Below are 13,916 nucleotides of genomic sequence, written 5' to 3' on the forward strand. Positions count from 1 at the left end.
AATGAAAAAAGGAATGATCATGCGCAATATCAAATCGCTTTTGGCTGTCACCATCACCGCGGCATTGGCACTGACCTCTTTGCATAGCACTGCCGCCGTTGAACCCGGCGCTGCCAAGCCCACCGTCGTTCTGGTTCATGGTGCATTCGCCGAATCGTCCAGCTGGAATGGGGTTGCCGCTCAGTTGCTGAAACAGGGATATCCAGTCGTTGCCGCGGCCAACCCATTGCGTGGCGTCAAACAGGACTCGGATTATGTCGCCGATATCGTCGAGCATACGGCCGGTCCGGTAATCCTCGTTGGCCATTCGTACGGTGGCTCGGTGATCACCAACGCGGTTCACGACAATCCGAAAGTCAAAGCGCTTGTTTATGTCGCAGCCTTTGCGCCGGACAAAGGAGAAACCGCGATCGAACTGTCCGGTCGCTATCCGGGAGGCACCCTGGGTCCTACTCTCGCCGCCCCGGTGCTGCTGAAGGACGGCAATAAGGATCTCTACATTCAGCAGGACAAATTCGGCCAGCAATTTGCCGCCGATGTACCCGCCGCCGAGTCGGCATTGATGGCCGCCACGCAACGGCCGATCAGCGAGGCTGCGTTGAAGGAAGGATCTGGCGAACCGGCCTGGAAAAAACTGCCGTCATGGTTCATCTACGGTTCGGCGGACAAGAACATTCCCGAGGCGGCGCTGAAGTTCATGGCCGATCGCGCGGGTTCGAAAAAGACCGTTACCGTCCAGGGTGCATCCCATGTGGTGATGACGTCCAACCCGCAGAAAGTCACCGCGCTGATCATTGAAGCGGCCCAGGCCAGCGCCACCGGACAATCGCGCTAAACGATACGGTCGCCCGTACGCCGGGCTTGCACACACGTTTGTTGCTTCGACAAGAACCAGATCCGGCGCCGCGCGTCGGGTCTGTCTTGCTTAATGCGCAGCGGAACTTCCAGCGCTACTTTTCCCTCAACCGCAATGGTCTCCAGATGGAAATGACGTTAGCATTTCATCCATCCGGCTTAAGAAGCCTGTTTTTTCAGATCAGGGTCGCATTGTGGAAAAGCTAAAACGCCTTCAGAGCGGAATCGAAGGGCTCGACGCGCTGCTTCAGGGAGGCCTGGTCGCGGGTGCTTCATACATCATTCAGGGGCGTCCGGGTTCGGGCAAAACCATCCTTGCCAATCAGCTGGGGTTCCACCATGCCCGCAACGGCGGTCGCGTTCTGGTCGCCACGTTGCTGGCCGAGTCGCACGACCGGTTGTTCCAGTTTCTGTCGACGATGAGTTTTTTCGACCCTTCTCGAGTGGGTGCAGAAATACAATTCGTCAGCGCATTCGATACCCTGGAAAACGAGGGCCTCGACCAAGTCGTGAAACTGCTCAGGCGCGAAATCAGCCGGCAGAAAGCCACGGTCATGGTGGTCGACGGTTTGCTCAATGCGCGCTCCAAAGCCGATTCCCCCATCGACACGAAAAAATTCATTTCCGAACTGCAAGGCCACGCGGCCTTCGCCGGTTGCACCGTGCTGTTTCTCACCAGCTCGCGCCTTGACGACGGCAGCCCCGAACACACGATGGTCGACGGCGTCATCGAAATGGGCGAAGAGCTTTTCGGCACCCGCTCGGTGCGACGCATTCACTTGCGCAAGACCCGCGGCAGCGGCGCGTTGACGGGTCTCCACGAATGTGAAATCACCGATGACGGCCTCGTCGTCTATCCACGCCTTGAAACTCTGTACAAACGCCCTTCCGCCCCGGACAGCGCCGACATGACGCGCATCCCCAGCGGCATTGCGTCACTGGATGACATCCTCGGCGGCGGACTGTATAGCTCCAGCGTGTCGCTGGTCATGGGTCCTTCAGGGATCGGAAAAACCACCCTGGGGCTGAAATTTCTGGCGCAGTCGACGCCCGAAGCGCCGGGCCTGCATTTCGGCTTCTATGAAAGCCCGCAGCGCCTGCGCCTGAAAGGCCAATCGCTCGGCATCAACATTGAAGACATGGAACACAGCGGTGCGATGAGCATTGCCTGGCAACCGACCACCGAGGGTTTGCTGGACGGCCTCGGCGCGCGACTGCTGAGCATCGTCGATGAAAAAGGCATCAAGCGCTTGTTCATCGATAGCCTGAGCGGCATGACCAGGGTTTCCACCACCCCGGAACGCATCACCGACTTCTACAGTGCGCTGATGAACGAGCTGCGATCCAGAGGCGTGACGGTGTTCGCCTCGTGGGAGATGCGCGATTTGTTTGGCTCCGAGGTGAGCTCACCGAACTCTGACCTGTCCAGTATTGTCGACAACCTGATTCTCATGCGTTTCTTTGAGCATCACGCTGAACTTCGCAGGACGCTTTCCATTCTTAAGGTACGCGATAGCGCCTATAACCCATCGCGGTTCGAGGTGCTTATCCGTGATCAAGATGTGTTCCTGGAAAAGGCTTTGAGAAATGAACCTTCAGCCTCAGCTGAGTCATTGCCTGGTTCAATATCGTAAGTCTTCGAGCGGGTTGAAATAACATGACCACCATCCTGGTAGTCGACGACGAGTATCTGATTGCTGACATCCTTGGCTTTGCGCTTGAGGATGAAGGCTTCATGACGGTGACCGCGAGCAATGGCAAGAAAGCGCTCGACGTGCTGGAGAGAGAACGGCCAGCGCTGGTCATCACTGATTTCATGATGCCGGTCATGGACGGCCTGGAGTTCGCCGAAGCCGTGCGGGCGCAGCCCTCGGTCAAACATTTGCCGATCATTCTGATGAGTGGCGCGCAGGCGCATATCGGCATGGAGCGCTCGGACTTGTTCGATGTGGTAGTTGCCAAGCCTTTTGACATTGCCGAGATTGTGGCGCAGGTAAAGAAGCTGTTGGCGACGGACTAGCCGAGCGCGGATGGCGAGCGGCGGCGAGATCTCGGCCAGCGGTTATTGGCCGAAAGCCGCCAATCCAGTGCTGTAAAAAAGCCCGCGAAGCGGGCTTTTTCATGCGCGCAGCAAAGGCGCGGGTTACTTGACGCGGGGATCCGTCCATTTGAATTCGAAGTGCAGCCTTGGGGCTGAAAGCCGCCGGAACAGGCGGCGGGCGAATGGTAAATCAAAACGCCGTACTCGCGCGGGATGATATTGCCATTGGCAATTAACAACGCTTCCCGGATGCGGGAGCAGATTCAGTTGTTCTTGATCTCTTCAACGCGCCCACCGCAATCGATGAACGACTCCTTGTAATCCTTCTTGCACATCCGGCTTTGCGCAGCGCCAGGCTCAACTGGCTCTGATCCGCACGGCTGTGGCATTTGTGCACTTCCAGGAGTTTGCTGAGTACAAGCACGATAGCCAATCATTTGAAACTCATAAGACTCCCGCTGGATGCTTGTGGCGTTTCGCGCACGTTGCTCACACTCGAACACCCTGGCATCCAGCTTTTCCACACATTGCTTGCCTTGTTCGGTTTCGGGACTGACGTAACGGTACTGAGCGCAGCCGCCCACGTTAAAGAGTGCGAAAAAGATCAAGGGTATCAAGCGGAGGTGAGTAATCACGGGGCCATATCCTTCAAGCGTAAATAACGAGGCGTTCGACCCGAAGAGCGCTGATGAGTTTTGTTAGCCGCGCCACCTTTGGAGCTGGCGGATAGCTGTTACTACCACTTGATTTGGTCAATCTCCTTCTGGCTCATCGCGCGCCAATCATCCTCCTGAATCCCGTAATCATTTCGAGCCGCCTCGATGGCCCCCTCCAGGGACAACATCAGATGATCGCCCTCAACCTGCTGGCAGCTGTAGTCAATGAAGCGAATTTCCAGGTAAACCGGCGGCTCGTCTTTTCCCTCTACGCTGAGGCCGAAAAGCACGATAGCGCTTACGGATGGGCGGTATTCGCAAGGCTGTCGTACGTACGCAAAGAGGTGCTTGGGGGCATGATGCATTGGCTTGCCTGTCCTTTAGTGGCTTTAACCGGCATTGCAAATCATATAGGGAGCGCAAGCCTGGCTGAGCCGTTTTAACATGTTCTACTCGCAGCATCTGGATGGGCAAATTCCACCCGGTTGCGTCCGCCCTGTTTGGCCCGGTACAGGCATTCGTCAGCTTTCTTGAGGACGACGTCTGCCGTGGTTGGCAGGTGTTCACAGGTTGCCACGCCGATCGAAGCGGTAATGTGTCCCACCGTTGGAATATCGCATGTGGCGATGGCCTGACGAATCCGTTCCGCGATAGCACTGGCAGAATCGATATCGGTTTCCGGCAAAATCAGTAAGAACTCCTCTCCCCCCGCGCGACACGCCAGATCGCCGGCGCGGGAATGGGTTTGCATGATTTGCGCGACCTGTTTTATCGCCAGGTCGCCCTTGTCGTGGCCAAAGGTGTCGTTGACCCGTTTGAAATGGTCGATGTCCAGCGACAACACCGAATACGTTCGGCCGGCACGTTCCAGGCCGCGCAATTCCTCATCCATGGCCCTGCGATTGGCCAGACCGGTCATGGGATCGGCAAACGCCTGCTGACTCAGGCGGCCCAGCTTTGCTTGCAACAACTGCACACCGGCAAGCATCGCCTGGCGAATGGAAAACGCCTCGCGGTACCAGGCCTTCACGTGGTGGAGTTGCTCAGTCGCCTGCGGCGCCGACAACTGTCGGGCGATAAGCGAGAGCTGGTTCAACGGACGACAGATCAGCAAGGTGCCAAGCCAGATCAGCACAATGCCAATCACAGCGGCTGGCACCATTCCCCGCAAAACATCACGCATCAGTGTCTCCAGCGGCGCCAGACTGATCTCCCGTGGCTGCTGCGCGACCACAGCCCAGCCGGCGCCCGGTACCTGCGCGTATCCGGCCAGCATGGGCACGCCTTTGTAATTACGTACGGTCATTGAGCCGCTTTCGCCCCGTAACGCTGCATCCACGGTTTTGCTCCAACCCAGTGTGTCGCCAATGCGCGACGCGTCAGGGTGAAAGAGCAACTGGCGATCCTGATCGGCGACAAAGGCAAACGTACCTTCGTGATGAAAGTGACGACTGATCAAGGTGTGCAGTGCGTTGTCCTCGCGCAGATAAACCGAGCCGCCGATGATGCCCACGTAACGCTTGGCAGCGTCATAAACGGGTTCGGAAATGAACACGACGAGATTGCCCGCCGACGACGTGTAAGCCGAGCTTATAAAGGAGCGCTTCGCCTCGATGGCGTTGCGAATGGCATCCGAGTGCAAGGTAGAGCCATTGATTTGCAGGGCGTCCGGGTACGCCTCCAGCACCTTGGCATTGCTATCGACAATGGCGATCGAGTTGAAATCGGCGTCCTGTTTTTGCAGACGAAGCGCTTCGCCGCGCATGACGCTGGGATCACCCCAGGCTTTGCCCAATTCATCGGCGCCAAACCGCAGATGGTTCTGCGCCGAATGAATAAATTCGGACAGGCTCGAAGCGACCTTCGCGGCATAGGCGCTGTTCGATTGCAGCGCGTGGTCCAGCAAAGCATCACGCTGCACGCGGTAGGCGGTGATCAGACTGTTGGCCAACGTCGCCAGAACAGACAGCAACACGAGGGCGAGTATCAGCCACCGCAAGTTCAGCATGGCCACGGGTTGCCGGGCGCCCAGCGTCTCGTCGCTGACTGGCTGATTCGGAGTGTCCGTTCTGTCGCTCATGGTCTGCCCTGACACGTCTGTTTTTCGAATGGGTATTGCACGCGGCCCAGCGAGTATAAGCGCTCGGGCACCGGACATGATTTTTTCATGGGTTCAACCGAATGCTCACGGGCGCCCCCACAAAACTGAACAACCAACGTGCATTTCTGGCAGTCCCGCCCGCCCCTGACTCCTCTCACAATGGCCGCCACTGTGGTTACACGCATCCACACCCAGGACCGAGGAGTCAGCTATGTCAGGTAAATTCGCCAATCAGGTTGCAGTCGTTACCGGCGCTTCCACCGGGATCGGCTTTGCGATTGCGCAGGGGTTGATTGCAGAGGGTGCGAAACGGGTTTACATCACTGGCCGTTCTGCAGCCACGCTGGAGGCGGCGGTCGTCAGGCTCGGCGATAAGGCCGTTGCGGTCATTTCCGATGTCGCGCGGCAGACGGATCTGGACACGCTGAAAGCGACGATTGAAGCCCACGACGATCAGTTGGACGCGGTGTTTGCCAACGCGGGTATTTGTGAAAAGAACCCGCTTGGCGAAACCACCGAAGCGGCTTACTTCAAGCTGTTCGACATAAATGTGAAGGGGGTGTTTTTTACGGTTCAGACGCTACTGCCGTTGATGAACAATGGCGCGTCGATCGTCCTGACGGCTTCGATCTGTTCCAGCAACGGCATGGAAGGACTGAGCCTTTACAACGCCTCCAAGGCTGCGGTGCGCTCCTTCGCCCGGACCTGGGCCAACGAACTCAAAGGTCGCAAGATCCGCGCAAATGTCCTGAGCCCCGGGTTCACCCGCACGCCACTGATGGATAACGGTTTGAACATGAGCGAGAGCGACATTGCCGCACTGCGCCAGCATGTCGAGCAGATCACGCCGCTGGGGTATATGGCCCAGCCGGAAGAAATCGCCTCGTCGGCGCTGTTCCTCGCCTCGTCTGATGCCAAATATGTCAACGGTGTAGAGCTGATGGTCGACGGCGGCCTGTCGCAGATCTGAACACGCCTTTCCATAAATCCGAGCGGTTTCACACAGGAGATTCCTATGCCTGCGAAAAAGGTATCGTCGCCGGAGCCGCGGCGCTGGTTGATGTTCGCCATCCTGTTGGTCGGTGCGTTTTTGCCGCCTCTGGATTTTTTCATCGTTAATGTGGCGCTGCCCTCGATTCAGCAATCGCTGGGCGCCGCCTCCTCCGCCGAACAGTTGATCATCTCCTCGTACGCGGCGTTGTATGCGGTGACGCTGATTACCGGCGGACGCCTGGGTGACCTCTACGGCCGCATGAGGATGTTCTTCGTCGGCCTGGTGGGATTTGCCGTCGCCTCGCTGATCTGCGGCTTCGCCGAGTCGCCGTGGATGTTGATCGCCGGGCGTTCGCTGCAAGGCGTGACGGCAGCGGTCATGGCGCCCCAGGCGCTCGCTTCGGTGCAGGCCATATTTCCGGAGTCGGAGAAGCCGTTGGCGCTGAGCCTGTATGGCGCGGTCTTTGGCCTGGCGTCGGTCATCGGCCAGGCCTTGGGCGGGATCTTGATATCGCTCAACCTGATGGGCCTGGGCTGGCGGGCGATATTTCTGGTCAATTTGCCGATTGCGTTGCTGGTGATCCTGATCGCTATTCCAGTGGTCAGGGAAACCCGTGCGCGACAGACCACCCGGCTGGATCTGGGCGGAACGGCACTTTCTGTGCTGACGCTTGGGGCGCTGATCGTGCCGCTGATCGAAGGACGTGAAGCGGGCTGGCCGTTGTGGGCCTGGCTTTCCCTTGCAGCGGCGCCGCTGCTGGCCTGGTGGTTCTGGCGCTACGAAGCCCGTCTACGCCAGTCAGGCGGCGCACCGTTGCTTGATCCTGCGGCATTACGTGCGCCTGGCCTTGGGCGGGCGTTGCTCGTCGCGCTGAGCTTCTACTCGATCGGCGTGTTTTTCCTGCTGTTTTCCATTTACCTACAGGGCGCCCTGCGCACGAGTCCACTCGATGCGGGTCTGGTGTTCCTGCCTTTCGGCGCCGGATTTTTGCTGGGGCCGCTCTCGACAAGGCAGTTCGGGCGTTTTTTGGGCGCCTATGTGAATCCCGTCGGCATGGCACTGGAAGTGCTGGGGCTTGTGCTGCTGGCCGCGCTGGTGACACACACCCCAATGACCGCCAGCCCCGCTGCGCTGCCACTTGCCGTGAGTCTCTTCTTGATCGGTTTCGGCCAAGGGCTGGCCCTGCCAACATTGATGCGCATGATCACCGGGCGTGTGGCGCCCGCGTATTCCGGGATGATCGCGGGCATTACCAGTTCCACACTGCAAATCAGCACATCCCTGAGCGTGGCGATCATCGGCGGGATTTTTTACACCCTGCTGGGAACGGATACGGACGCGGCTGCCATCACCCACGCCTTTACCGTCTCGCTAATGTGCATGGCGGCCTGCCTGACAGTCGGTACGGGACTGAGCATTACCCTGGCGCACCAGCCGGCTGGCGGATTGCAGACCGCTGCGATGCAGCCGACCGAATGAGTCAACGGCCTGCTTATGAGCCGATCATGCTGGCAGCAAGGTCGGCAAGGGCGCGCAAGCTGTCCATCTGGCGCATGTCCTGGTGATAACCCATCCATATATCGCGACCCGGTGGCGGCGCATGCGGATCAATCAGGCGCAGCGCTGTCAGCCGATCGCCCAACGCGCGCGGGAGTACCGCAACGCCCTGCCCTTGCGCGCACATTTGCGCCTGGACGGTGCGGCTGCTGCTGGTAAACACGGTACGAGCCAGCGGGTAACGCTGCTGCAGCCACTGCACATCCGGGTAATGAGACTGAGCGACGCTCATGGTGATCAAGCCAAGCCCCTCGCCCTCGGGTTTTGGCTCAGGAGCATCGACGGCCGCGTATAAGCCGTAGCTCAGGGTCGTCAGTTTGCGGTGAACGATATCCGGTTCGGTGAACGGCACGATTCGAAACGCGATGTCGGCGTCGCGACGCGCCAGGTCGAACAGTCGATGCCCGGCGATGACCTCGGGCACGATCAATGGATAACGTTGACCCAGCTCACGCAGGACCGGGGCCAACACATAGCAGGCGAACCAGTCAGCGCAAGAGATGCGCAACACACCTTCGGGCTGGGCGCTTTCCCCGGCGAGACGCCTTTCGATGGCCAAGGCACTTTGCTCCATGTCCTGCGCCAGGCTGAGGACCTTCTCGCCGCTGTCGGTCAGCACCAGTCCTTGGGCGGTGCGAAGGAAAATCGGCTGGCCGCTGGACTGTTCAAGCACCTGCAAGCGCCGCCCCACCGTCGGGTGGCTAACCCCCAACAGTTTGGCGGCAGCACCCAATGACCCGGTGCGGGCAACCGCGAGAAACACCCGCATATCACTCCAGTCCATGCTTTACCCCGTACAAAGTTGAACAGTGAGAGTGCTGCAATGGCAGTGCCGTAGCAATCCCGCGCGCTCCCTACTTTTCCGCATGAATGTTGGTCGAAATATCATGAGAAAAGCGGGTATCAACACAGCTTTTATTTCCGACACCATGGGACCAATGACTCGAATAGACGCCGCTCTGGCCCCTGGGTTAATTTTTTGTCCGTTTATTCATAAGGCGCCACGACCATGACTGATCGTCAGATCATTATTCCAGACAGCATGAAGTTGCTCTGTGAGCAGGCCGGTTATGCACCCGCAGTAAAGGTTGGAAAAACGCTTTACTGCGCGGGTCAGGTGGGCCGGACGCCGGAATTAGCCGTGATCGAAGACCCTGAGCAGCAGTTTCTGGCAGCTTGGGAAAATCTCCGGCTCGTCTTGCAAGCCGGTGGCTGCACATTTGCAGACGTTGTGGAAATGACCACTTATCACGTCGACATGCACCGCCACATGCCGACATTCAGACGCGTGAAGGATGCAGTCTTTCCCAGGGGCACTTGCGCGTGGACATGCATAGGCGTCGCCGAGTTGGCTCGTCCCGGCCTTCTCGTGGAGATCAAGTGCGTCGCCGTAGAGCGATGATGTAGCGGCTTTGCACTTAAGCCATCGTCTTTTTCGCTAACTTGAGATGCTCGCGCGGGCATGCTCAAATACGCGATGGCTTTTTGCTACGGTGACCTCGTTTGAAGCATTATCATGGATTGATTATCATTTTTTCGGCAACGACGCTGCTCTTCATCCTCGCCCAGGTATGGCACGCACAATCCGCTATGCAGGAAAAAAGGCAGGAGCAGGAACGCCAGCTCAAAGGTCTCGCGCGCATCCTGAATGTCCAGGCCGAAAAAATCTCTGATGAGTCAACTCATATCGATTCTGTGACCTATGCCGATGAGGTCATGCGTATCTCATACACACTCAAAAAAGTTACGAAAGACGAAGTCGATAACGACGCGTTCTGTAATGTTTCCCCACCAACTTTGAAGATCTTTAAATGATAAAAACTATTCCGACGTGGCAAATGATGATGCTCACCAGAGGCAAGATCGTGGGATTGGTAATCCTGGGGTTCTTACCTGCTTTTATCATCGGCGGTGCGTGGATTTTCCTCGAAGGATTGCAAAGCGGGCAAACCCGCAAGGCTGCGATGGGGCTTATCTGTATGATTTTTTTTGGCATGGGCATTCTGCTTCTCGCGCCCTCCAAACAATATGTTCCAGGTAAGACATTTCAGGCGTACAGGAATAAAAAGCTCCATACACAGAAAGCCGTAAAATATGGGTACGCCATCCTTGTTCTTTTTTTCGCAATTTTCGCGATTCTTGATCCGGAACACCTACTCAAGGCACTTGGCTATGTAGTAGTGGGCATTTTCGGCATTTACACTTATTCGAAAAGCCTGAAATTTCACGCCGATATCGATTATTCAACCAATGAGTATCTGACAACCTCTCTGGGATTCGCCCCAGGAGAAAAAATCCTTGTCAGCTATCAGAATTTTGAAGCGGGCGAGGTTTACGCAGGTAGCAATGCATTTGCCGCAACAGCGACCAAGTTGATCGCAGCGTCATTCGATGGGGATCAGTGGATCAAGTTGTCACGGGATATGAATCAGATTTCGCGCATTGGTATCATTGGCGATGAAAATCAAAATTATTTCGTTAAATTGCAATTCAATGATGGAGCCGATGCATTGTTGTGCGTTGGTCTATTCGAAAAACTCACTTCAAGTCCAGCCCTGATCATAAAAAAGCTCCTTGAAGCGATTGATACAAGTCTCCTGGGTGCTGGTGGCGCTTCAAAAACAGCACAAAGACGCCGGGTGGTTGTCAACGCTGATACTGTGGCCTCGCCTTCCGAAAATGTTGTGCCTCAAGCTCCGCTAGCATCCAGTGCACCTACACGTAACATTGAAGTTCCCCCCAGTGTATTGGACGCCACCAAGGGCGCCGAAGATGCTTCTCCCGGCCGCAGACTGGAGCTTTAACAATGTCGCACTGTACAAAGTTTGAGTTTTCCTACGTTAACGAAGAGGCCATCGCAAAAGCTTTCGGCAAGATGGGGCTCAGACCAACGACAGGCCTGGTGTCCGTATTTTCCAGCGACTTCAGTAAAAAAGTGCTGAGCAAAATAGGCTATATGGGTAATCAGCAGTTTAGAGCCATCTATAGCCAAACCGCCGGCGGATTCAGTCTGTTCGTTTGTCAGATCGAGGAAGGCTCATACAAATTGCTTATCGAACGGGAAACCATTTCGGCCGGCGATGAAGCGGTTATGACTGATCTGGCGTTGCGCTTCCAGAAGGCGTACATCAGCGTTGCCATCGATGAAACCATCAAGCGCATAGGTGCATCTGGCGTTCCAGCAAGGGTGAATGAAGCGCTGCAAGGATTCGAAATTGAATTCGGACCTCACTACGAATACAGCATTCATGTGACGTTCAGCGGCGATGAAATTACCGAGGAAGTACACGGCGTCAAAGGCGACATTTGCACAAAACTTACAGAAGAACTCGAAGCTCTGCTTTCCAGCCCTGCTGCAGAGCTTGTGACCGAATGGAAGCCGGCATATACCGTCGTCCATGAAGAACAGACGCTTCAAATACTCAGTGCGAACTTCTGATGGAAATCAATGTTCACCATATGGAGTTGAGTAGCGTCAACGGCCCCGGGTTACGCTTGACCCTATGGGTGCAGGGTTGTGCGCTGAACTGCAAAGGATGTTTCAACCAGGCGACCCACGCGCCCGGTCCGATCACGTTGATGCCTGTTCATGAACTGGCACAGAAAATCAATGCACTGGACATTGACGGGGTCACCCTCACCGGGGGAGAACCGCTCGACCAAGCGCCAGCGTTGTTGCAGTTGATACATGCCGTCAATGGCGAGAAAAACTGGATACTTTACACAGGCTATTCGCCAAAAGAGATATTCCAGAATGAAGCCATGATTCGAGTTGTCAAAGCCGTGGACTTGACGCTGGCCGGTCGCTATCGACATAACGCTAAACACCCCTACCAACACAAGCAATTGATCAAAACCAGCGACAGAGTCGACATCGACTTTTTCCGTAACAGCAGACCCGTAGAGTTCATCATTTCAAGTTCCGGCGTTACCAAAACCGGTCTACCGATGCATGTATAACTCAGTTCAAGCGCAGGGATAACAGGCATGAGCCGTACCAAGCAGATAACAGATCACCTTAAAGCGCGTTATGCAATTCTGGTCATTGAAACTTATGAGGAAGAGCGCGCACTCAATGAAATATCTGAAATCGCCAAGACGCTTGGCCATCGCTTGTTCATTTGGAACTCGACCTCAGGAGTTCAGACGAATGGTGTCATTGCTGGCGATAAAACTTTTGACTTGAAAATAGCTCTGGACTTTTGCGAAGAAAGAGCCAAAGAAGAAAACAGCAAGAATATCTTCGTTTTCTGTGATGCTCACAACTACCTCACCCCAAGTTCGAATCCTGTCTATCGCCGCCGCCTGCGAGATCTTGCCATCAATATCCGCTCTCGTGGGTATCGAAGCAATTGTATTGTCGTGGCGCCCAGCTTTGAAATTGCCAATGATCTTCAGAAGGAAATAACGTTCATTGACTTTCCTTTGCCATCAAGGGATGAAGTCAAGGCTCAGGTTAATAACTTTGTTCGTTCCTGGCAGGGCAACAGCAGCGTCAAGATTGATCTATCCAGCGAAACCCAAGACAAGCTCATTGATGCCGCTCTTGGTCTCACGGGATTGGAAATCGACAATAGTCTCTCTCGTTCATTGGTCGCCAGCCTGAGCTTGAATGAAGAGACGGTAAGGGACCTGCTTTCCGAAAAGAAACAAATCATCCGCAAAACAGGCATTTTGGAATATATCGACTCGAAAGTGAGCCTGGAGGACGTCGGAGGTCTGGCCACGCTCAAGAAGTGGCTGCATTTACGCAGCCAGTGTTTCGGGCAACTCGCTCAGGAGTTCGGTGTTGGCACTCCGAAAGGTTTGCTGCTGACGGGAGTGCCTGGTTGCGGCAAGTCGCTAACGGCAAAATGCGTGGCGTCATCCTGGAACATGCCCTTGTTGCGGTTGGACATGGGAAAAATCTTCCAGGGGGTTGTGGGTTCCTCGGAATCCAATATTCGTTCTGCATTGCGTACTGCCGAAGCTGTTTCACCGTGCATTTTATGGATCGATGAAATTGAAAAAGGGCTTTCCGGCTCCTCCGGTGGAGCATCTGATGGTGGAACGGCCACGCGTGTATTCGGCACGCTGTTGACCTGGATGCAAGAAAAAACCGCACCCGTATTTGTCTTTGCGACCGCCAACAACATCAACAGCTTGCCTCCGGAGTTGCTGAGAAAGGGTCGATTCGACGAGATATTTTTCGTTGATTTCCCGTCGACAGCAGAAAGAAAAAAGATTCTTGAAATTCATCTGAAAAAATCCAGGCGTGACCCGGCAAAATTTGACCTGGATCGATTGTCCGCGCTCGGCGGCGAGTCGAATTTCGGTAAAGACATTGTGCTTTCCGGTGCCGAAATCGAAGCGTGGGTCGGGGACTCGCTGATTGAAGCGTTTTCACGACGGATGAATGACTCCGGTAATGACAGTGACCTGACTATGGCGGATTTTGAAACGACCATTTCGCGTTTGGTACCCATGAGCAAAATGCGTAAAGACGAGTTCACAAGACTTCGCGATTGGGCCAATCAAAACGCAATCAGCGCTTCGGCCATGATTGCCGGCCAGAACGAAACGGACGCGCAAATCGGCGGCAGGCAAATTGATTTTTGATTAGGGGTCGTGAAGCAAATGCCAAGGCCTGCACGCGCATGGCGGCGCGGAAAGTCCTGAAGAATCAAACGGAAAATTCGCGCCTCGATGATCCCGAATCTGGGCATTTGCTGC

Annotated in this window: 15 protein-coding genes; 12 read left to right on the forward strand and 3 right to left on the reverse strand. The window is 55.7% G+C overall.

The features are described 5' to 3' along the window. Positions 1 to 19: 19 nt before the first annotated feature. The 3 genes from BLU24_RS16665 (at position 20) to BLU24_RS16675 (ending at position 2,875) form a co-directional block, all read left to right on the forward strand. On the forward strand, positions 20 to 835 hold the full coding sequence (locus BLU24_RS16665; protein ID WP_172833339.1) for an alpha/beta fold hydrolase: 816 nt from the start codon (positions 20 to 22) through the stop codon (positions 833 to 835). 214 nt (positions 836 to 1,049) lie between these two features. Further along, a complete protein-coding gene (locus BLU24_RS16670; protein ID WP_093101891.1) occupies positions 1,050 to 2,489 on the forward strand; it encodes an ATPase domain-containing protein in 1,440 nt (479 codons plus the stop codon). 23 nt (positions 2,490 to 2,512) lie between these two features. Next, positions 2,513 to 2,875 (forward strand): response regulator, encoded by a 363-nt coding sequence (locus BLU24_RS16675; protein WP_093101892.1) that lies wholly within the window; start codon positions 2,513 to 2,515, stop codon positions 2,873 to 2,875. Between the two features lie 284 nt (positions 2,876 to 3,159). Here BLU24_RS16675 and BLU24_RS16680 read toward each other — a convergent pair whose 3' ends face one another. Then, on the reverse strand, positions 3,160 to 3,531 hold the full coding sequence (locus tag BLU24_RS16680; protein WP_231990164.1) for a hypothetical protein: 372 nt from the start codon (positions 3,529 to 3,531) through the stop codon (positions 3,160 to 3,162). 212 nt (positions 3,532 to 3,743) lie between these two features. On the opposite strand from BLU24_RS16680, the gene BLU24_RS27650 reads away from it, so the two are divergent. Further along, positions 3,744 to 3,995: a hypothetical protein gene (locus BLU24_RS27650; protein ID WP_157720855.1), complete on the forward strand. Its 252-nt coding sequence runs from the start codon at positions 3,744 to 3,746 to the stop codon at positions 3,993 to 3,995. Here BLU24_RS27650 and BLU24_RS16690 read toward each other — a convergent pair. After that, positions 3,992 to 5,632: a sensor domain-containing diguanylate cyclase gene (locus BLU24_RS16690; protein WP_093101894.1), complete on the reverse strand. Its 1,641-nt coding sequence runs from the start codon at positions 5,630 to 5,632 to the stop codon at positions 3,992 to 3,994. The genes BLU24_RS27650 and BLU24_RS16690 overlap by 4 nt on opposite strands. Before the next feature lie 232 nt (positions 5,633 to 5,864). Here BLU24_RS16690 and BLU24_RS16695 point away from each other — a divergent pair, with 232 nt between their 5' ends. After that, on the forward strand, positions 5,865 to 6,623 hold the full coding sequence (locus BLU24_RS16695) for an SDR family oxidoreductase (RefSeq protein ID WP_093101895.1): 759 nt from the start codon (positions 5,865 to 5,867) through the stop codon (positions 6,621 to 6,623). A gap of 45 nt (positions 6,624 to 6,668) precedes the next feature. After that, the gene (locus BLU24_RS16700; protein ID WP_093101896.1) at positions 6,669 to 8,126 is read left to right on the forward strand and encodes an MFS transporter; all 1,458 of its coding nucleotides are present in this window, start codon (positions 6,669 to 6,671) and stop codon (positions 8,124 to 8,126) included. A 13-nt stretch (positions 8,127 to 8,139) separates the two neighbouring features. Here the strand turns inward: BLU24_RS16700 and BLU24_RS16705 are convergent, their stop codons facing one another. Beyond that, complete coding sequence (locus BLU24_RS16705; protein ID WP_093101897.1) at positions 8,140 to 8,988, reverse strand: LysR family transcriptional regulator; 849 nt, start codon at positions 8,986 to 8,988, stop codon at positions 8,140 to 8,142. A 225-nt stretch (positions 8,989 to 9,213) separates the two neighbouring features. Between BLU24_RS16705 and BLU24_RS16710 the strand changes: the two genes are divergently transcribed. The 6 genes from BLU24_RS16710 to BLU24_RS16735 all read left to right on the forward strand — a co-directional run bounded on the left by BLU24_RS16710 (position 9,214) and on the right by BLU24_RS16735 (position 13,802). Next, entirely contained in the window at positions 9,214 to 9,606 is a 393-nt protein-coding gene (locus tag BLU24_RS16710; protein WP_093101898.1) for a RidA family protein, read from the forward strand. Positions 9,607 to 9,707: 101 nt separating this feature from the next. Beyond that, on the forward strand, positions 9,708 to 10,019 hold the full coding sequence (locus BLU24_RS28030; protein ID WP_231990165.1) for a hypothetical protein: 312 nt from the start codon (positions 9,708 to 9,710) through the stop codon (positions 10,017 to 10,019). Beyond that, a complete protein-coding gene (locus tag BLU24_RS16720) occupies positions 10,016 to 11,008 on the forward strand; it encodes a hypothetical protein (protein WP_093101899.1) in 993 nt (330 codons plus the stop codon). Before BLU24_RS28030 ends, BLU24_RS16720 begins: the two co-directional genes overlap by 4 nt. A 2-nt stretch (positions 11,009 to 11,010) precedes the next feature. Beyond that, positions 11,011 to 11,643, forward strand: coding sequence for a DUF2997 domain-containing protein (locus BLU24_RS16725; RefSeq protein ID WP_093101900.1), 633 nt, complete (start codon positions 11,011 to 11,013; stop codon positions 11,641 to 11,643). Beyond that, positions 11,643 to 12,164, forward strand: coding sequence for a 4Fe-4S single cluster domain-containing protein (locus BLU24_RS16730; RefSeq protein ID WP_093101901.1), 522 nt, complete (start codon positions 11,643 to 11,645; stop codon positions 12,162 to 12,164). The genes BLU24_RS16725 and BLU24_RS16730 overlap by 1 nt, the downstream gene beginning before the upstream one ends. A 27-nt stretch (positions 12,165 to 12,191) precedes the next feature. Beyond that, positions 12,192 to 13,802 carry an AAA family ATPase gene (locus BLU24_RS16735; RefSeq protein ID WP_093101902.1) on the forward strand — a complete coding sequence of 537 codons (1,611 nt, stop codon included), beginning with the start codon at positions 12,192 to 12,194 and terminating at the stop codon, positions 13,800 to 13,802. Positions 13,803 to 13,916: the final 114 nt, after the last annotated feature.

It is taken from the genome of Pseudomonas sp. Z003-0.4C(8344-21) (genome assembly GCF_900104975.1).
Taxonomy (GTDB): Bacteria; Pseudomonadota; Gammaproteobacteria; order Pseudomonadales; family Pseudomonadaceae; genus Aquipseudomonas; species Aquipseudomonas granadensis.